Annotated in this window: 15 protein-coding genes; 12 read left to right on the forward strand and 3 right to left on the reverse strand. The window is 69.2% G+C overall.

Features of this window, described 5'->3' with window-relative positions; genetic code table 11:
- The first annotated feature begins 16 nt into the window (after positions 1-16).
- Positions 17-1780 (forward strand): aspartate--tRNA ligase, encoded by a 1764-nt coding sequence (aspS, locus tag AC5Y3P_RS02360; RefSeq protein ID WP_500044296.1) that lies wholly within the window; start codon positions 17-19, stop codon positions 1778-1780.
- A 45-nt stretch (positions 1781-1825) separates the two neighbouring features.
- Here aspS and AC5Y3P_RS02365 read toward each other — a convergent pair whose 3' ends face one another.
- Positions 1826-4366, reverse strand: a complete 2541-nt coding sequence (locus AC5Y3P_RS02365; RefSeq protein WP_500044297.1) for a flavin-containing monooxygenase — start codon at positions 4364-4366, stop codon at positions 1826-1828.
- A 188-nt stretch (positions 4367-4554) separates the two neighbouring features.
- On the opposite strand from AC5Y3P_RS02365, the gene AC5Y3P_RS02370 reads away from it, so the two are divergent.
- The 4 genes from AC5Y3P_RS02370 (at position 4555) to AC5Y3P_RS02385 (ending at position 10114) form a co-directional block, all read left to right on the forward strand.
- Positions 4555-7209, forward strand: a complete 2655-nt coding sequence (locus AC5Y3P_RS02370; RefSeq protein ID WP_500044298.1) for a circularly permuted type 2 ATP-grasp protein — start codon at positions 4555-4557, stop codon at positions 7207-7209.
- The gene (locus tag AC5Y3P_RS02375; protein WP_500044299.1) at positions 7206-8138 is read left to right on the forward strand and encodes a transglutaminase family protein; all 933 of its coding nucleotides are present in this window, start codon (positions 7206-7208) and stop codon (positions 8136-8138) included. The genes AC5Y3P_RS02370 and AC5Y3P_RS02375 overlap by 4 nt, the downstream gene beginning before the upstream one ends.
- Complete coding sequence (locus AC5Y3P_RS02380) at positions 8131-9180, forward strand: zinc-binding metallopeptidase family protein (protein ID WP_500044300.1); 1050 nt, start codon at positions 8131-8133, stop codon at positions 9178-9180. The genes AC5Y3P_RS02375 and AC5Y3P_RS02380 overlap by 8 nt, the downstream gene beginning before the upstream one ends.
- 88 nt (positions 9181-9268) lie before the next feature.
- On the forward strand, positions 9269-10114 hold the full coding sequence (locus tag AC5Y3P_RS02385) for a DUF3097 domain-containing protein (RefSeq protein WP_500044301.1): 846 nt from the start codon (positions 9269-9271) through the stop codon (positions 10112-10114).
- 10 nt (positions 10115-10124) lie between these two features.
- On the opposite strand, the gene AC5Y3P_RS02390 is transcribed toward AC5Y3P_RS02385, so the two are convergent.
- Positions 10125-10706 (reverse strand): hypothetical protein, encoded by a 582-nt coding sequence (locus AC5Y3P_RS02390; protein ID WP_500044302.1) that lies wholly within the window; start codon positions 10704-10706, stop codon positions 10125-10127.
- 184 nt (positions 10707-10890) lie between these two features.
- Here AC5Y3P_RS02390 and AC5Y3P_RS02395 point away from each other — a divergent pair, with 184 nt between their 5' ends.
- Together AC5Y3P_RS02395 and AC5Y3P_RS02400 are read left to right on the forward strand one after the other, a co-directional pair.
- Complete coding sequence (locus AC5Y3P_RS02395; protein WP_500044303.1) at positions 10891-11358, forward strand: TM2 domain-containing protein; 468 nt, start codon at positions 10891-10893, stop codon at positions 11356-11358.
- A 75-nt stretch (positions 11359-11433) separates the two neighbouring features.
- On the forward strand, positions 11434-12801 hold the full coding sequence (locus AC5Y3P_RS02400; protein ID WP_500044304.1) for a replication-associated recombination protein A: 1368 nt from the start codon (positions 11434-11436) through the stop codon (positions 12799-12801).
- A 30-nt stretch (positions 12802-12831) separates the two neighbouring features.
- Here AC5Y3P_RS02400 and AC5Y3P_RS02405 read toward each other — a convergent pair whose 3' ends face one another.
- Positions 12832-13119, reverse strand: coding sequence for a GlsB/YeaQ/YmgE family stress response membrane protein (locus AC5Y3P_RS02405; RefSeq protein ID WP_500044305.1), 288 nt, complete (start codon positions 13117-13119; stop codon positions 12832-12834).
- A gap of 77 nt (positions 13120-13196) precedes the next feature.
- Here AC5Y3P_RS02405 and AC5Y3P_RS02410 point away from each other — a divergent pair, with 77 nt between their 5' ends.
- From AC5Y3P_RS02410 to AC5Y3P_RS02430, 5 genes are all read left to right on the forward strand, one after another.
- Entirely contained in the window at positions 13197-13598 is a 402-nt protein-coding gene (locus AC5Y3P_RS02410; RefSeq protein ID WP_500044306.1) for a YjbQ family protein, read from the forward strand.
- 105 nt (positions 13599-13703) lie between these two features.
- A complete protein-coding gene (gene alaS / locus AC5Y3P_RS02415) occupies positions 13704-16406 on the forward strand; it encodes an alanine--tRNA ligase (protein WP_500044307.1) in 2703 nt (900 codons plus the stop codon).
- Between the two features lie 5 nt (positions 16407-16411).
- Complete coding sequence (gene ruvX, locus AC5Y3P_RS02420; protein WP_500044308.1) at positions 16412-16921, forward strand: Holliday junction resolvase RuvX; 510 nt, start codon at positions 16412-16414, stop codon at positions 16919-16921.
- A complete protein-coding gene (mltG, locus tag AC5Y3P_RS02425; RefSeq protein WP_500044309.1) occupies positions 16914-18158 on the forward strand; it encodes an endolytic transglycosylase MltG in 1245 nt (414 codons plus the stop codon). Before ruvX ends, mltG begins: the two co-directional genes overlap by 8 nt.
- Positions 18148-18957, forward strand: coding sequence for a shikimate dehydrogenase (locus AC5Y3P_RS02430; protein WP_500044310.1), 810 nt, complete (start codon positions 18148-18150; stop codon positions 18955-18957). Before mltG ends, AC5Y3P_RS02430 begins: the two co-directional genes overlap by 11 nt.
- Position 18958: the final 1 nt, after the last annotated feature.

Here is an 18958-nt window from a genome sequence, read left to right on the forward strand (position 1 = left end):
ACTCTAGGAGTATGTAGTGCTGCGCACCCGCACCGCCGGTTCGTTGCGTGCCGCCGACGCCGGTCAGACGGTGACGCTGGCCGGTTGGGTGGCGCGTCGTCGCGACCACGGCGGCGTCATCTTCATCGACCTGCGCGACGCCTACGGGGTCGCGCAGGTGGTGTTCCGGGCCGCCGATGTGCTCGACCAGGCGCACCGGTTGCGCGCCGAGTTCTGCGTCGCGGTCACCGGTGTGGTCGAGATCCGCCCGGAGGGCAACGCCAACCCGGACATCGCCACCGGCGAGATCGAGGTGAACGCCACCAGCCTGACCGTGCTGTCGGAAAGCGCTCCGCTGCCGTTCCAGCTCGACGAGACCGCAGGCGAGGAAGCCCGACTCAAGTACCGCTACCTGGACCTGCGCCGGGAAGGCCCGGGCCGGGCGCTGCGGCTGCGCTCCCAGGTCAACGCGGCCGCCCGCCGGGTGCTGGCCGAACACGACTTCGTCGAGATCGAGACCCCGACGCTGACCCGCTCCACCCCGGAAGGCGCGCGCGACTTCCTGGTGCCGGCCCGGCTGCAGCCCGGCTCGTTCTACGCGCTGCCGCAGAGCCCGCAGCTGTTCAAGCAGCTGCTCATGGTCGCCGGTATGGAGCGCTACTACCAGATCGCGCGTTGCTACCGCGACGAGGACTTCCGCGCAGACCGTCAGCCCGAGTTCACCCAGCTGGACATGGAGATGAGCTTCGTCGACGCCGACGACGTCATCGCGGTATCCGAGCAGGTGCTCAAGGCACTGTGGGCGTTGATCGGTTATGACCTGCCGACCCCGCTGCCGCGGATCAGCTACGCCGAGGCCATGCGTCGGTTCGGCACCGACAAGCCGGATCTGCGGTTCGGCGTCGAACTGGTGGAGTGCACCGAATACTTCGCCGATACCCCGTTTCGGGTTTTCCAGGCGCCCTACGTCGGTGCGGTGGTGATGCCCGGAGGTGCGTCGCAGCCGCGGCGCACGTTGGACGGTTGGCAGGAGTTCGCCAAGCAGCGCGGTCACAAGGGCCTGGCCTACGTGCTGGTCGGCGAGGACGGCACCCTGGGCGGACCGGTGGCCAAGAACCTCTCCGACGCCGAACGCGACGGGTTGGCCGCACACGTCGGCGCGCAGCCCGGGGACTGCGTGTTCTTTGCGGCCGGGCCGGCCAAGTCGGCGCGCGCGCTGCTGGGCGCCACCCGCGGCGAGATCGCCAAGCGGCTCGACCTGATCGACCCGGATGCGTGGGCGCTGACCTGGGTGGTGGACTGGCCGCTGTTCGAGGCAGCCGAGGACGCCACCGCCTCCGGTGACGTCGCCGTCGGCTCCGGGGCCTGGACCGCGGTGCACCACGCCTTCACCGCGCCGCAACCGCAATCCGAGGCCACCTTCGACACCGATCCGGGTAGCGCGCTGGCCAACGCCTACGACATCGTTTGCAACGGCAACGAGATCGGCGGCGGGTCGATCCGTATCCATCGCCGCGACATGCAGGAACGGGTGTTCGCGATGATGGGCATCGGCGCCGCGGAAGCCCAGGACAAGTTCGGATTCCTGTTGGATGCGTTCAGCTTTGGCGCACCGCCGCACGGTGGGATCGCGTTCGGTTGGGACCGCATCACAGCGCTGCTGGCCGGCGAGGACTCGATCCGCGAGGTGATCGCGTTCCCCAAGACCGGCGGCGGTGTGGACCCGCTGACCGATGCGCCCGCCCCGATCACCGCCCAGCAGCGCAGGGAAGCCGGGATCGACGCCAAACCCGAGGAGTGATTTCGGTGCGTTTGGGGGCGCGCAGCGCACCCAAACGCACCGAAATCACTGCAGGAAGCGGGCCAGTTCCGCGCGGATCGGGGCTCCCGAGACCACCAGGTCGACCATGGTCACCGACAGGTGGGTGTGCCCGCGGGCGGGCAGGTGCTCGACCGGAACCCCGGCGTCGGCCAGCGCCTTGGCGTAGGCATCGCCCTCGTCGCGCAGCGGATCGAACTCGGCGGTGACGACGATCGCGGGTGGCAGCCCGGACAGGTCGGCGCGCAGCGGCGCCAACCACGGATCGTCGGCGTCGGTCGGGTCCGCGTAATGCGCGTGGAACCATGCCATCAGTGCCGAGGTCAATCCGTAGCCTTCGGCGTTCTCTCGGTGCGACGGGTATTCGCGGGTGTCGGTGACCGGACACAGCAGCGCCTGCCGCTGGATCGACGGGCCGTTTTCGTCGCGAGCGCGTTGACACAGCACGGTCGCGATGTTGGCGCCGGCACTCCACCCGGCCAGCGCCAGCCGTCCCGGGATACCCCCGAGCGCACCGGCGTTGCCGGCCACCCACTGCAGGGCGGCCCAACCGTCGTCGATCGCGGCCGGGAAGCGGTGCTCCGGGGCGTGCCGGTAGTCCGCCGAGATGATCAGCGCGCCGGTGCGCACACACAGATCCCGGCACAGCGGGTCGTCGGTGCTGGTGTTCCCCAAAACCCAACCGCCACCGTGGAAGTAGACGATGACCGGATGCGGTCCCGGCGTGGCGGGACGGTACAACCGGTAGGCCAGCTCGCCGGCCGGGCCGGGCAGGGTGCCGTCCACGACCTCGCCTACGTCCGGTCCGGGCGGCATTTCCGCCACGCTCAGCATCCACATCTCGCGGGCCGCGTCGACCGGTAGCGACTCGAATGCCGGCGGGTTCAACTCCGCGAGTTGTTCGAGCACCATCTGTACATCGGGTTGCAGTTGGCGCACCACTCCGTCGTGGCAGCTGCTGGCGTCCGGTCCGGTCAACCGGAAACCCAGATAGTCCCGGTTCGCCACTTCCTGGCAGACCCGGTGATAGAAATCGACTCCCGCGGCATATGGCATGAACACCCGCGGCTTACCGGGCACGTTGGCACCCATGTACCACGAATTCGCCTGGGGGAACAGGGTGATCGCCGCGGCGTCGGCGACGTGTTGCATCCAGCCCGCCTCGGCGGTCTCGGTGGCCTCGACGGTGTCGAATCCGTGCGAGCGCAGATACGCCAAGGTGTCGGCGACGAAGTCGACGTGCTCTTCGATCGACACCGCCATGTTGGACAGCACCGAAGGGCTGCCCGGCCCGGTGATCAGGAACAGGTTGGGGAAACCGGCCGTGGTGAGCCCGAGATAGGTCGATGGGCCGGGCGCCCACTTGGATTTCAGGCGAGCTCCGGCCCGGCCCGCGATGTCGATCGCATTGATCGCGCCGGTCATCGCGTCGAAGCCGGTGGCGAACACGATGGCATCGAATTCGAAGGATTGCGTCGCGGTGTCGATTCCGGTCTCGGTGATGCCCAGCAACGGATTCTGCTGCAGATCGACGAGTCGGACATTGGGCCGGTTGTAGGTGGCGAAGTAGTCGGTGTCCAGACACAAGCGCTTGGCGCCCACCGGATAGCTGGTGGGGCACAGCTTTTCGGCTGTCTGCGGGTCGTGCACGGCCGCGCGGATCTTGCTGCGGACGAACTCGGCGAACGCGTCGTTGGCATCCGGGTTGCTCATCAGGTCGGCGAACAGGTTCCAGGTGTCGAGCAGTTCGCCGGTCTGCCAGGCCTGCTCGTAGCGGGCTGCCCGGTCGTCGTCCGACACCGCGAACGTCAGTGTCTGAGAGCGCTCCATCGGCGCACCGCCGAACGATTCCCGAGCCGCCCGCCGATAGCCGCTCTCGTCGGTGGACACCGTGGCCAACCGCTCGGCCGGCACCGGGCCGTTGTGCGCCGGCAGCGAGAAGCACGGCGTGCGCTGGAACACCGTGAGTTCGCGAGCCTGCGCGGCGATCAGCGGGATGGACTGGATACCCGAGGAGCCGGTGCCGATCACCGCGACCCGTTGTCCGGTGAAGTCGACGGGTCGATGCGGCCACCGATTGGTGTAGTAGGTGGCACCGGTGAACCGCTCGACGCCGTCGATGTCGGGTTCCTTGGGGACCGACAACACCCCGGTCCCGAGCACCAGATAACGGCAGCTGACGTCGTCGCCGCGGTCGGTGCGCACCTGCCAACGTCGCGCGGTCTCGTCCCAGTGCGCCGCTGTCACCCGGGTGCCGAACTGCACGTCGCGGCGCAGGTCGAACTTGTCCGCGACATGCTCGAGATAGCGCAGGATTTCCGGCTGGGTGGCGTACTTCTCCGACCAGGACCAGTCCTGCTGCCAGTCCGGATCGAAGCTGTACATGTAGTCCAGGCTCGGAATGTCCACTCGGGCACCGGGATAGCGATTCCAGTACCAGGTGCCGCCGACGTCGTCGCCGGCTTCGAAGACCTGGATCGACATGCCCAGGCCGCGCAACCGGTGGATTGCGTAGAGTCCGGCGAAGCCGGCGCCGACGATCACTGCGTCCAGGTGTCGTTCGTCCATCACTGCCCCCACGGCCTTGGCTGAGCACAGTATGCGCCGCCGAGAGTCAGCACCGAGGCGATTCGGAGCACCATGGAGTGGTCGGACCTGTGGGTTGCCGACTGCTCGCGGTACGGTCAGCGCGGGACCATCGAGGTGTCCGGACAGCAGAACAAGTCGGGCCGGAGTGGAGGAGAGACGAGGTGTCGGTGCCGCTGCCAAGCTGGGGACTCGATGCCGCGGCTGCCGGCACCGAGCCTGACCTGCTGGCCGGTTACCGCGCAGCGCGCGGTCAAGAACCCCTGTTCGAGCCGGACGAACCGGCTGAAGACGGCTACGACGAGCTCTTCGACCCATCCGGCGAGCTGCGCCCGGCCTGGCGGGAGCTGGCCGAGGTGGTCAGCGCGCGCGGGTCCGCCGGTCTGAGCCAGTTGCGCGCCGACGTGGCCACCCTGGTGGACGCCGAGGGCATCAGCTACACCCGGGTGCAGGCCGACGCGGACGCGCCTGCCCAGTTGAGCGCAGGCCCGCAGCAGTGGCAACTCGACGGCATCCCGCTGCTGGTGTGCTCGTCGGACTGGGACGCCCTGCAATCCGGGCTGCTGCAACGTTCCCGACTGCTCGATGCGGTACTCGCCGACCTGTACGGCGACCAGCGGTGCCTGACCAGCGGCGCGATCCCGGCCCAGTTGGTGTTCGCCCATCCCGGCTATCTGAGGGCCGCGCGCGGCATCGCGCTGCCCGGACCGCACCAACTGTTCCTGCACGGCTGCGATGTCAGCCGCTCGAGCGCCGGCGGGTTCGTGGTGAACGCCGACTGGACCCAGGCGCCCTCGGGCGCCGGTTACGCGCTGGCCGACCGGCGGGTGGTCGCGCACGCGGTCCCGGAACTCTACGAGCGGCTGGCGCCACGCGCGACGTCCCCGTTCGCCCAGGCGCTGCGGCTGGCTTTGATCGAGGCGGCGCCGGAGGCGGCCGAGGACCCGATGGTGGTGGTGCTCAGCCCCGGTATGCACTCCGAAACCGCCTTCGACCAAGCCTATTTGGCATCCGCACTGGGTTTCCCGCTGGTGGAGAGCACAGATCTGGTGGTTCGCGACGGCAGGTTGTGGATGAGATCTTTGGGCACCCTCGAACGCGTCGACGTGGTGCTGCGCCGGGTGGACGCGGCGTACGCCGACCCACTGGACCTGCGGGCTGATTCGCAACTCGGTGTGGTGGGCCTGGTCGAGGCGCAGCGGCGGGGCACGGTGTCGGTGGTCAACACCTTGGGGTCGGGAATCCTGGAAAGCCCCGCCATCGCCCGGTTTCTGCCCGAACTGGCGAAAACCCTGCTGGGCGAGACGCCGCTGCTGGGAAGCGCACCGAGCTACTGGGCCGGCATCGGCGTCGAGCGCTCGCATCTGCTGGCCAATCTGGACTCGCTGCTGATCAAGTCGGCATCGGGTGGCCCGACCATCGTGGGTGCCACCCTGTCGTCGGCGCAGCGGGCAGCTCTGGCCGACCGGATCACCGCCGAACCGTGGCGCTGGATCGGGCAGGAGCCACCGGAGTTCTCTTCCGCGCCAAGTGCATACGCCCCGAACGGGCTGGCCCCGCACAGCGTGGGTATGCGTCTGTTCTCGGTGGCACAGCGTGGCGGCTACGCGCCGATGATCGGTGGGCTCGGTTACGTGGTGGCTCCCGGCGCTGCTGCCTTCGCCCTCGAGACCGTTGCCGCCAAAGATGTTTGGGTGCTACCGGCGGCGCGCACCGGAACCGAGGAAGCCGTCACGGTGCCGTCGGTGGAGTTGCCCACCGAAACCGCGGCCGGCCCGGGCCTGGTCAGTTCGCCCCGGGTGCTGGCCGACCTGTTCTGGACCGGACGCTACTCCGAGCGGGCCGAGGCCACCGCGCGGTTGTTGACCGTGACCCGGCAGCGTTACCACGAATTCCGCAAACGACAGGATCACGACGCCAGCGAATGCGTCCCTGTTTTGTTGACGGCGCTGGGTTCGATCACCGGCTCCGACATCGGCGGCGGGGACCGCGCCGAGCTGATCGCGATCGCCCCGACCACGTTGTGGTCGTTGACCTTCGACCGGATGCGGGACGGTTCGCTGGCGCAGTCGGTGGAGCGGCTCGGGTCGGCGGCGCGCGGCGTGCGCGACCAGATGTCCAACGACACCTGGATGGTGCTGGCCGGTGTGGACCGTGCGGTGCTGCACACCTTGGTCACCGCGATGCCACCGGACACCCAACTGCGCGGCGAACCGGAGATGGCGCACGCGCATGCCCGCACCCTGGCCGGGATGCTCGCGCTGTCCGGGGTGTTGGCCGAATCGACCGTGCAGGATGCCGGCTGGACCATGATGGACATCGGCAAGCGGATCGAACGCGGCGTGGGGTTGGCGGCGCTGCTGCGGTCCACCATGTGCGAACGGCGCAGCCCGGAAGCCCAGCGCGCGATCACCGAATCGGTGCTGGTGGTCTCGGAGTCCGCGGTGATCTACCGGCGACGCAACCTGGGCAAGATCAGTGTGGCCGCGGTGGCCGAACTGCTGCTGTTCGACGCCCAGAACCCGCGCTCGCTGGTCTATCAACTCGAGCGGCTGCGGGCCGGTCTGCGCAGCTTGCCGGTGGTGGCCGGTTCGTCGCGCGGTGAGCGGGTGGTCGACGAGGTGATGACCAGATTGCGCCGGCTGGACCCGGCCGAACTCGACGTCGTCGACGACGACGGCGTGCGCCGGCAGTTGGCCGGTCTGCTCGACGGCGTGTGCGCCGGTCTGCAGGAACTCTCCGGTGTGCTCACCGCGGCTCAGTTGAGCCTGCCGCGGCGCACCCGGCCGCTGTGGGGCGGCGAGCAACGGCGCCGGCTGCCATGACCGCTGACGCGCCCGAACCGGCCGGGTCGCCGACCCGCCGGCGCTATGCGATCACTCACCGGACCGTGTACCGCTACTCCGACGTGGTGGCCAGTTCCTACGGCCGCGGGTTCCTGACGCCGCGAGACTCGGACCGGCAGCGCTGTCTGGCCTTCGGGCTGGACATCGACCCCGAACCCGCCGATCGGTCCACCAGCCGGGACGGTTACGGCAACCTCAGCTCCTACTTCCACGTCACCGAGAAGCACCGCACGCTGACCGTGACCAGCCGGGCGGTGGTCGAGGTCGATCCGCCGCCGGCCGAATTGTACGGCGCGGGTTCGGCTCTCGCGCCGTGGGAGATTTCCCGTCCGGTCGGCCTGGACGGTGCCCTGGCCACCGAGTTCATCCTGGATCTGGTGCCACCGGAGATCACCGACGAGGTCCGGGACTATGCCGCACCGAGTTTCGCGCCGGGTCGTCCGCTGATCGAAGTGCTCGCCGACCTGAACACCCGAATCTTCACCGACTTCACCTACCGGTCCGGGTCGACGACGGTGTCGACCGGCGTTGCCGAGGTGTTGGCGGCGCGCGAAGGGGTGTGCCAGGACTTCGCCCGGCTGGCGATCGCATGTCTGCGGGCCAACGGTCTGGCCGCCAGTTATGTGTCCGGCTACCTGGCCACCGATCCGCCACCCGGACGCGAACGTATGATCGGTGCCGATGCCACCCATGCCTGGGCGGCGGTGTGGACGCCACAGAATCAGTGGCTGGGCCTGGACCCCACCAATGAACAGATGATCGATGAACGGTATGTGGTGGTGAGCTGGGGCCGGGACTACGCCGACGTGCCCCCGCTGCGCGGCGTCATCTACACCGACTCCGAGCAGAGTGAGGTCGACGTGTCGGTGGACGTGGCGCCCTGCGACGAGGTGGTGCTCGATGCGTGATTTCCGCTGCCCCGAGTGCGGCCAGCACCTGACCTTCGAGAACTCGCTGTGCTTGGCGTGCGGCAGCGCGGTGGGCTTCTCGCTGCCGGATATGGCGATGCTGGTGATCGCCGCGGGCGCCGAGGGCGGGCACGGTGGGGCGGTGGACGCCAGCGAGTACCGGCTGTGCGCGAATCTGCACTTGGCCGAATGCAACTGGTTGGTCCGGGTGGACCCCGCCCACCCGCAGGACGCGCCACTGTGTGTGTCCTGCGCGTTGACCCGGACTCGGCCGCACGACGGCGACACCGAGATGCTGCGCGCCTTTGCGGTCGCCGAGCACGCCAAGCGCAGGCTGATCGCCGAGCTGACCGAGTTGAACCTGCCGATCGTTGGCCGCGATCAGGATCCGCAGTACGGGCTGGCCTTCGACTTGCTGTCCAGCCGGGACGAAGCGGTCTTCACCGGCCACCAGAACGGCGTGATCACACTGGATCTCGCCGAAGGCGACGACGTGCACCGGGAGCGGTTGCGGATCGAGATGGACGAACCGTACCGCACCCTGCTGGGTCACTTCCGCCACGAGATCGGTCACTATTACTACTACCGGCTGGTCGACCCGTCGCCGGAGTACCGGAGTCGGTTCCAGGAGCTTTTCGGCGACCCGGACGCCGACTATCAGGAGGCACTGGACCGGCACTACCAGCAGGGGCCCCCGCCGGGCTGGACCCAAGACCACGTGTCGTCGTATGCCACCATGCATCCGGCCGAGGATTGGGCCGAGACGTTTGCGCACTACCTGCACATCCGCGACACGCTGGACACCGCGGCCGCCTTCGGCTTCGCGCCCGCGGGTGCCGCCTTCGTGCAGAAACGGCTGGGCCCCAGCGGTTTCGACGGCCTGATCGAGCTGTGGCTGCCGCTGGCCTGGGCCCTGAACATGGTGAACCGCTCGATGGGCAAGGACGACCTGTATCCGTTCGTGCTGCCGGGACCGGTGCTGACCAAGATGCGCTTCATCCACACCGTGGTCAGCGAGCAGTCCTCCGACGGTCGGGTCTGATCCGCGCCGGGTGTGCCGACGCCACGATTTGGTCACGAGCCGGTGCGGCGTCCCGGGCCGGGGCGGCGCGCGGCCTACCATCGCCGGCGTGACCGACCGCTATGGCAATGACGTACTGTCCCGAAACCCGCATCAGCGCACCAAGGTTCGTGCCACCGAGGTGCCGGTCGAGATCGGCATGGTGGTCGAGGACCACGAAAGTGGATTCGTCGGCGCGGTGGTCCGGGTCGACTACGGCCGGATGGACCTCGAGGACCGCAACGGCCGGACCCGCGGTTTTCCGGTGGGGCCGGGCTACCTGATCGACGGGGCGCCGGTGATCTTGACCGCGCCGCGCAAGGCCGCACCGGTGGCACCCACTCGTACCGCATCCGGTTCGGTGGCCGTACCCGGCGCCCGGGCCCGGGTGGCGCGCGGCAGCCGCATCTACGTCGAAGGCCGACACGATGCCGAACTCGTCGAGCAGGTCTGGGGTGCGGACTTGAGGCTGGAGGGAGTGGTCGTCGAATACCTCGGCGGCGTCGACGACCTGCCCGGCATCGTCACCGACTTCGGGCCGGGACCGGGCCGCCGGCTCGGGGTGCTGGTCGATCACCTGGTGACCGGCTCCAAGGAATCGCGCATCGCAGAGCAGGTCAGCCGCAGCCGCGCCGGGGCACACACGTTGGTGGTCGGGCATCCCTACGTCGACATCTGGGCCGCGGTCAAACCGCAACGACTGGGTCTGCGGGCCTGGCCGAAGATCCCGCGACACATCGAGTGGAAGCACGGCGTGTGCCAGGCCCTGGGCTGGCCGCATCAAAACCAGGCGGACATCGCGCGGGCCTGGCAGCAGATCCGGTCGCGGGTGCGGGACTGGAACGACCTCGAGCCCGCGTTGATCGGGCGGGTCGAGGAACTGATCGACTTCGTCACCGCACCCGAGGCGCCCTAGCTTCCAGAGGTTACGAGCAGATGCTGGGCCGACCGGCCAGGTAGTCGCACTGCATCGGGAAGCGGTTGTCCACCGGCGGATCCAGCGGTCCGATGAACGACAGCGTGAACGGCTCCTTGGTCATGCCCGGCTGCAGACCGCAGCCCTCGCCCCAGATCGAGCTGTGCGTGCCGGTCAGCGACACCTCGGAAAACGCGTAGCTGTCGGTGGTCTCCAAGTAGCCGCCGCCCGGGCATTCCTTGCCTTCGGCGTTCTTGATCGTGATGGTCCACAGCCCGTCGATCAGCTTGCCGCGGTTGCTGAAGTTGATCAACCGTTCGTCGCGGGTCAGCCGCGACGGCGTCTTGCTGGACCAGTTGACCGTGCAGCCCTGGGCCTGGATGGTCGGGTCGGTGTAGTCGGACTGGATGCGGGTGCCGCTGGCCTGCGAACACAGACTCTGCAGCTCCCAGGTGGCGCTGGGCAGCCCGGCCTGCGAAAACGTGTAGTAGCCGTCGGCCGGCGGGTTGATCGCGCCGGCCGGTGCTGCGGTGCCGGCGGCAACCACAGCGGCCCCGACACACACCAGGCCGAGGCGGTGCAGCTTGGTCATCTCGAAACCCCTTGCCAGACGTCAGCGGGCGAAAACTCGATAGAGAAGGTCTATCACCCCAGCGCAGCTACGTCACGCAGCCGGCGCAGCAGGTCAACACCGCACGCCCGGATCCGAGCCGGGAGTCTGCGAATTCGCCGGTGCAGCTATGGACGGTACCGGCAGCAGGTGACACCATGCTGCAGTGAGCAATCCAGCATCCGAGCCGCAGCCGGGCTACCAGCCGCCGCCGTCCGGCTACGAGCCGCAGCCGTCGGGCTACGAGCCACAGCCGGGCTACCAACCGCCGGGCTATCAACCGCCGCCGCCGGGATACCAGCAGGCCCCACCGGGATATCCGCAGCCGGCCGCGCCCGGCTATCCGCCGTCCGGGGGATCGCCTTATCCGCAACCGGGGGCACCGTTCGGCGTCGATCCCTGGGGGCGTCCCCTCTCGGACAAGAGCAAGCTGGTGGCCGGGCTGCTGCAGCTGTTCCTGGGCTCGCTGGGCATCGGCCGGTTCTATCTGGGCTACACCGGAATCGGCATCGCGCAGATCGCGATCACGGTGGTGACCCTGGGCACCCTGGGCTGGATCTGGCCACTGATCGACGCGATCTTGATCCTGACCGGCAAGCTCCCCGACGCGCAGGGACGCACGCTGCGAGACTGACCGGCGCCGACGCGCGCTGGTGGGCGCGGCCCGCACCGACGCGTTCTGCTGCGCCGGTTTGGTTAGCCTGAGGCCATGTCCGACGGCTTGTTCGACGTTCCCGGCGCGACCGACGTCCCGCAGCCGGGTTCCTCGGGTCTGCCGGCGGCCGGACCGTCGTCGCCGCTGGCGGTCCGGATGCGCCCGGCCACCCTCGACGAAGTGGTCGGCCAGGATCACCTGCTGCGGCCCGGCTCGCCGCTGCGACGTCTGGTCGACGGCTCCGGTGCGGCCTCGGTGATCCTCTACGGACCGCCCGGCACCGGGAAGACCACCCTGGCGTCGCTGATCTCGCAGGCCACCGGTCGCCGCTTCGAGGCGCTCTCGGCGCTGTCGGCCGGCGTCAAGGACGTCCGTGCGGTGATTGACGTCGCGCGCCGCGCCGCCATCGCCGGTGAGCAGACCGTGCTGTTCATCGACGAGGTGCACCGCTTCTCCAAGACGCAGCAGGACGCCCTGCTGGCCGCGGTCGAGAACCGGGTGGTGCTGTTGGTGGCCGCCACCACCGAGAACCCGTCGTTCTCGGTGGTCGCACCGCTGCTGTCGCGGTCGCTGATCCTGCAGTTGCAGCCGCTCAGCGCCGACGGCATCCGCACCGTCATCGAACGTGCGATCACCGACCCGCGCGGGCTGGCCGGCAAGGTCGAGGTGGAATCCGATGCCCTCGACCTGCTGGTGGCGTTGTCGGCGGGGGATGCCCGGCGTGCCCTGACCGCACTTGAGGTGGCTTCCGAAACGGCCTCGGGAACACCGGCGGATGCCACCCTGGTGACCGTCGACGTGGTCGAACAGTCGCTGGACCAGGCCGCGGTGCGCTACGACCGCGACGGCGACCAGCACTACGACGTGGTCAGCGCGTTCATCAAGTCGGTGCGTGGCTCCGACGTCGACGCAGCCCTGCACTACCTGGCCCGGATGCTGACCGCGGGGGAGGACCCGCGGTTCGTGGCGCGCCGGCTGATGATCCTGGCCAGCGAAGACATCGGGATGGCCGACCCCACCGCGCTGCTGACCGCGGTGGCCGCCGCGCAGACCGTCGCACTGATCGGGATGCCGGAAGCCCAACTCACGCTCGCGCACGCCACCGTGCACCTGGCCACCGCACCCAAGTCGAACGCGGTCACCACCGCACTGGGCGCGGCGATGGCCGATATCAAGGCCGGCAAGGCCGGGATGGTGCCCGCCCACCTGCGCGACGGGCACTACTCGGGGGCGGCTGCCCTGGGCAATGCCCAGGGGTACCGCTACGCCCACGACGATCCCGACGGCGTGGTGCCGCAACAGTATCCGCCCGATGAACTGGTCGGCACCGACTACTACCGGCCGACCACGCACGGCGCCGAGCGGGAGATCACCGCTCGGCTGGCCAAACTGCGGGCCATCGTGCGCCGGTCCGGCCGGTAGCCTCGGCCAGCGTCGCTCAGCGGTCCTCGCTCAGCGGTTCAGCAGCCCGCTGCGCCGGCGACCCATCAGGGCGGCGACCAGGGCGACACCACCGATGGCGACGATGAGCTGAACCAGCAACTCCAGCCAATCCACCCCGCCGGTGGCCGTCGGCACACCCATGGCCCGCGCCAGCGCGGTGCCCAGGAACGCCGACACGATGCCCACCAAAACCGTCAGCAATACGCCGATGGGCTGCTTGCCGGGGAGCACGAGGCGGGCGAGCACGCCCACGAGTGCGCCGATCAGGATGGCGCTGATAACTCCGGTGATGGTCATTGCCTGCTCCTTCGACGTGCCGGTGTGTGCGACCTGAAATACCCGGCGGACCAGCGGCACAAACGTAGGCTGGCGATGTGCACAGCGAGGCCTTCGACGTCGACACCTCCACCCGGCGCATCCTCGACCTGACCGATCGGGTCCGACGGTTCTGCGCCGCGCGCGGGGACGGATTGTGCAACGTGTTCGCCCCGCATGCCACGGCCGGCGTCGCGATCATCGAGACCGGTGCCGGCTCGGATGACGACCTGGTGGCCGCCCTGGAGCGGCTGCTGCCGCGCGACGATCGTTATCGGCACGCGCACGGATCTCCCGGTCACGGCGCCGACCATGTGCTGCCGGGCATCGTCGCGCCGTCGATCACCGTGCCGGTGCTCGGCGGTACACCTGCGCTGGGCACCTGGCAGAGCGTGGTACTGGTCGACCTGAACAGGGACAACCCGCAGCGCACGGTGCGATTGAGCTTCTTGGGCGGCTGATGCGGGCCGCTCGCGGCGACCGGTAGTGTTAAGCGGTTGAAAGTGTGGCGCGGCAGTGCGCGCACGGCCGGCGAAACTCCTCCAGCGAACCAGGAAGTCAAGCAAGTGCAGACACACGAGATCAGGAAACGGTTCCTCGATCATTTCGTGACCGCAGGCCACACCGAAGTGCCCAGCGCCTCGGTGATCCTCGACGATCCCAACCTGCTGTTCGTCAACGCGGGCATGGTGCAGTTCGTACCGTTCTTCCTCGGTCAACGCACCCCGCCGTACGCCACCGCGACGAGCGTGCAGAAGTGCATCCGCACCCCGGACATCGACGAGGTGGGCATCACCACCCGGCACAACACCTTCTTCCAGATGGCCGGCAACTTCAGCTTCGGCGACTACTTCAAACGCGGCGCCATCGAGTTGGCGTGGTCGCTGCTGACCAACCCGGTCGACGAGGGCGGCTACGGCTTCGACCCGGAACGCTTGTGGGCCACCGTCTTCTACGACGACGACGAGGCCATCGAACTGTGGCAGGAGATCGCCGGGCTGCCGCCCGAGCGGATCCAGCGCCGCGGCATGGCCGACAACTACTGGTCGATGGGCATCCCCGGACCGTGCGGGCCGTGCTCGGAGATCTACTACGACCGCGGCCCGGAATACGGTGTCGAGGGCGGCCCGGTGGCCAACGAGGACCGCTACATCGAGATCTGGAATCTCGTGTTCATGCAGAACGAGCGCGGCGAAGGCACCTCCAAGGACGACTTCGAGATCCTCGGGCCGCTGCCGCGCAAGAACATCGACACCGGCATGGGCGTGGAACGCATCGCGTGCCTGCTGCAGGGCGTGGACAACGTCTACGAGACCGACCTGGTGCGTCCGGCGATCGACGTGGTCGCCGCCCGCGCCCCGCGCGGCTACGGGCAGGGCAACCACGCCGACGACGTGCGCTACCGGATCATCGCCGACCATTCCCGCACCGCGGCGATCATCATCGGCGACGGGGTCACCCCGGGCAACGAAGGCCGCGGCTACGTGCTGCGCCGGCTGCTGCGCCGGATCATCCGGGCGGCCAAGCTGCTCGGTGTGGACGACCCGATCATGGCCGAACTGATGATCACGGTGCGCGACGCGATGGGCCCGTCGTACCCGGAACTGGTCAGCGACTTCGATCGGATCAACCGGATCGCGGTGGCCGAGGAGACCGCGTTCAACCGCACCCTGGCCGCGGGTTCCAAGCTGTTCGCCGACGCCGCGGCGGCCACCCGCTCGGCCGGTAAGAGCACACTGTCCGGTACCGATGCGTTCACGCTGCACGACACCTACGGCTTCCCGATCGACCTGACCCTGGAAATGGCCTCCGAGGCCGGCCTTTCGGTCGACGAACTCGGTTTCCGCGAGCTGATGGCCGAGCAGCGCCGCCGGGCCAAGGCCGATGCCGCAGCCCGCAAACACGCGCACGCCGACCTGAGCGCCTACCGCGAACTGGTCGACGCCGGGCCCACCGAGTACACCGGCTTCGACGAGTTGTCGTCGGAAGCCCGGATTCTGGGCATCTTCGTGGACGGCAAACGGGTGCCGGTGGTGTCGCATTCGGGTCGGCCCGAGGCCGGCCAGGACATCCCGGACCGGGTCGAGATCGTGCTGGACCGCACCCCGCTGTACGCCGAATCCGGCGGGCAGATCGCCGACGTCGGCAGCATCTCGGGTGCCGGCGGTACGGCCCGGGCCCAGGTGACCGACGTGCAGAAGATCGCCAAGACTTTGTTCGTGCACCGGATCAACGTCGAATCCGGTGAGTTCGTGGAGGGCGACACCGTGACCGCCGCGGTCGACCCGAGCTGGCGTCGCGGCGCCACCCAGGGCCACTCCGGCACCCACATGGTGCACGCTGCGCTGCGACAGGTGTTGGGCCCCAACGCTGTTCAGGCCGGCTCGCTGAACCGGCCGGGTTATCTGCGGTTCGACTTCAACTGGCAGGGCTCGCTCAGCGAAGAGCAACGCAGCGAAATCGAACTGGTCGCCAACGCGGCCGTGGAAGCCGACTACCAGGTCAACACCTTCCACACCAAGCTGGACCAGGCCAAGGCGATGGGTGCGATGGCACTGTTCGGCGAGGCCTACCCGGACGACGTGCGGGTGGTCGAGATCGGCGGACCGTTCTCGCTGGAGCTGTGCGGCGGCACCCACGTGGAAAGCTCGGCGCAGATCGGTCCGGTCACCATCCTGGGTGAGTCCTCGGTGGGCTCGGGCGTGCGGCGCGTCGAGGCCTACGTGGGCCTGGATTCGTTCAAGCACCTGGCCAAGGAACGCGCCCTGATGGCCGGGCTGGCGTCGTCACTCAAAGTCCCCTCCGACGAGGTGCCGGCCCGGGTGGCCAACCTGGTGGACCGACTCAAGTCCGCCGAGAAGGAACTCGAGCGGATGCGGCTGGCCTCGGCGCGCGCCGCGGCCACCAACGCGGCCGCCGGGGCCGAGACCGTCGGCAAGGTCCGGCTGGTGGCCCAGCGGATGTCGGGGGACATGAGCGCGGGTGACCTGCGCTCGCTGGTCGGCGACATCCGCGGCAGCTTCGGTTCCGAACCGGCCGTCGTCGCCCTGATCGCCCAAACCGACGGCGGCTCGGTGCCGTACGTGGTCGCCGTCAACGCCGGTGCCCAGGATCTGGGGCTGGGCGCCAACGATCTGGTCAAGGTGCTCGCCGCGGCGGTCGACGGCCGCGGCGGCGGCAAGGCCGACCTGGCCCAAGGCTCCGGCAAGAACGCCGGCGGCATCGAGGCGGCCCTGGCTGCGCTGCGGGCCGAAGTAGCCCGGAGCTAGCCGCGGTGGGCGCCGAGGAGCATCGGGTGCCGGACCGGCCCGGCACCGATGACCCGGGGCGGGGCCGCCGGCTGGGGATCGACGTCGGAACCGTGCGGATCGGGGTCGCGGTCAGTGACCCCGACGCGATCCTGGCCACGCCGGTCGAGACGGTGCGCCGGGAGCGCACCGGCAAGCACCTCAAGCGGCTGCGCACACTGGTCGGCGAGTACGACGTGGTCGAGGTGGTCGTCGGGTTGCCGCGCACGCTGGCCGACCGGGCCGGTGCCTCAGCCGCCGACGCCGTCGAGATGGCCGATGCGTTGGCCGCGCTGCTGCCCGGCATACCGGTGCGGATGGCCGACGAACGACTCACCACGGTGACCGCGCAACGAGCACTGCGCGACGCCGGGATCCGCGCCAAAGGCCAGCGCGCCGTGGTCGACCAAGCCGCCGCTGTCGCGATTCTGCAGGGCTGGCTCGAGCAGCGTCGTACAGTACTGAGCAGTTCATCTCCCGAAAGGCCGCATGACTGACCACGACGAGCGCGAACGCGCCCAACCGGTCGCCGTGGGACCCCCGCGTCGCAGGATGTCCCGGACGGCCCGAGCCCGCGCCGAACGGCAACGCCGTCGCCGCCGCTGGGTCGGGGTGTTCACCATCGGGTTGCTGTGCGCGGTGCTGTTCGCGCTGGTGTTCGTCGGCTCCAAGATCTGGCATTCGATGACCGGTTCGGCCTCGGACTTCGCCGGTGAGGGCACCGCCGACGTGGTGTTCGAGGTGCAGCCCGGCGACACCACCGCGGTGATCGCGCAGCGGCTGGCCGACGCCAACATCGTCGCCGAGGCCAAGACGTTCAAGGAAGCCGCTCGCGGCAACCAGGCCATCACCGACATCCAGTACGGGTTCTACCGGTTGCGCACCGAGATCCCGGCGCAGCGCGCGGTGGACCTGTTGACCGATCCGGAGTCCCGGGTGGGCAAGCTGACGATCCCGGAAGGCCGCCAACTCGACGACACCCGCGACGTGAAGACCGACGCCGTCACGGCCGGGGTATTCACCTTGATCTCCAACGCCAGCTGCGTCGAACTCGACGGCGAGCGCCGCTGCATCCCGGCAGCTGCGCTCAAGCAGGCCGCCGGCAGCGCCGATCTGGTGGCGCTGCAGGTGCCGGACTGGGCTTCGGCGCGGGTCGCCGAGATGGGGGCCGACCACCGCCGCATCGAGGGTTTGATCGCGGCCGGAACCTGGGACGTCAACCCGTCGGCGTCGCCCACCGATGTGTTGGCCTCGCTGATCGCTACCAGCAATGCGCACTACGGTCAGGTTGGTCTGCTCACCGCGGCGGCGAACAAGGGGATGTCGCCGTACGACGTCTTGGTGGTGGCCTCGCTGGTGCAGAAGGAATCCCATCCGCAGGACTTCGCCAAGGTGGCCCGGGTGATCTACAACCGGTTGGCTCAACCGCAGCAGCTGGAATTCGACTCCACCGTGAACTACGCCCTGGATCTGCAGGAGGTGGCGACCACCGACCAGGACCGGGCCACCGTCACGCCGTGGAACACCTACGCCTCACCCGGGTTGCCGGCCACGCCGATCGCCTCACCCGGTGATGACGCGCTGCGCGCCGCCGAGCATGCCGAGCCGGGGGACTGGCTGTACTTCGTCACGATCGACAACGACGGCACCACGGTGTTCACCCACGACTACCAGCAGCACCTGGCGAACATCGAAATCGCCCGCCGCAACGGTGTGCTCGACAGTGCACGCTGATCCCGGATCGGTGCACCGGGCCGGGGTGCTCGGGTCACCGATCGCGCATTCGAAGTCCCCGCAGTTGCACCTGGCGGCCTACCGGGCGCTGGGCCTGACCGATTGGACCTACGACCGGATCGAGTGCACGGCCGAGCAGCTGCCCGAACTGGTCGGCGGGTTCGGCCCGGAATGGGTGGGGCTGTCGGTGACCATGCCGAACAAGTTCGCCGCGCTGGCCTTCGCCGACGAGTGCACGCCGCGCGCCGAGCTGGTCGGCTCGGCCAACACGCTGGTGCGGACCGGCTCCGGCTGGCTGGCCGACAACACCGACGTCGACGGCATCACCGGCGCGATCGGCGCCGCAGCCGGCCGCGCCGTGGTGCTCGGCGCCGGCGGCACCGCGCCGGCCGCACTGGTCGGACTGGCCGAGTTGGGGGTGCAGGATCTGACGGTGGCCGCGCGCAACCCCGACCGGGCCGCCGAATTGGTGGCGGTGGCCGAGCGGATCGGGTTGGTCGCGCGGCACTGCCCGCTGGAAACCGACGCCCTGCATGCGGCGGTGAGTCGGGCCGCGGTGGTGGTCAGCACGCTGCCGGCCGACGTGGCCGCCCAGCACGCGCAAGCCGTCGCCGCCGCACCGGTGCTGCTGGACGCGATCTACGACCCATGGCCCACCGCACTGGCCCGCGCGGTCGACGCGGCCGGCGGCACCGTGATCAGTGGTCTGCAGATGCTGCTGCACCAGGCCTACACCCAGGTCGAACTGTTCACAGGCCGGCCGGCTCCGCGCACACAGATGGCGGCTGCCCTGGCCTAGC

The organism is Mycobacterium sp. NGS45, from assembly GCF_059812645.1.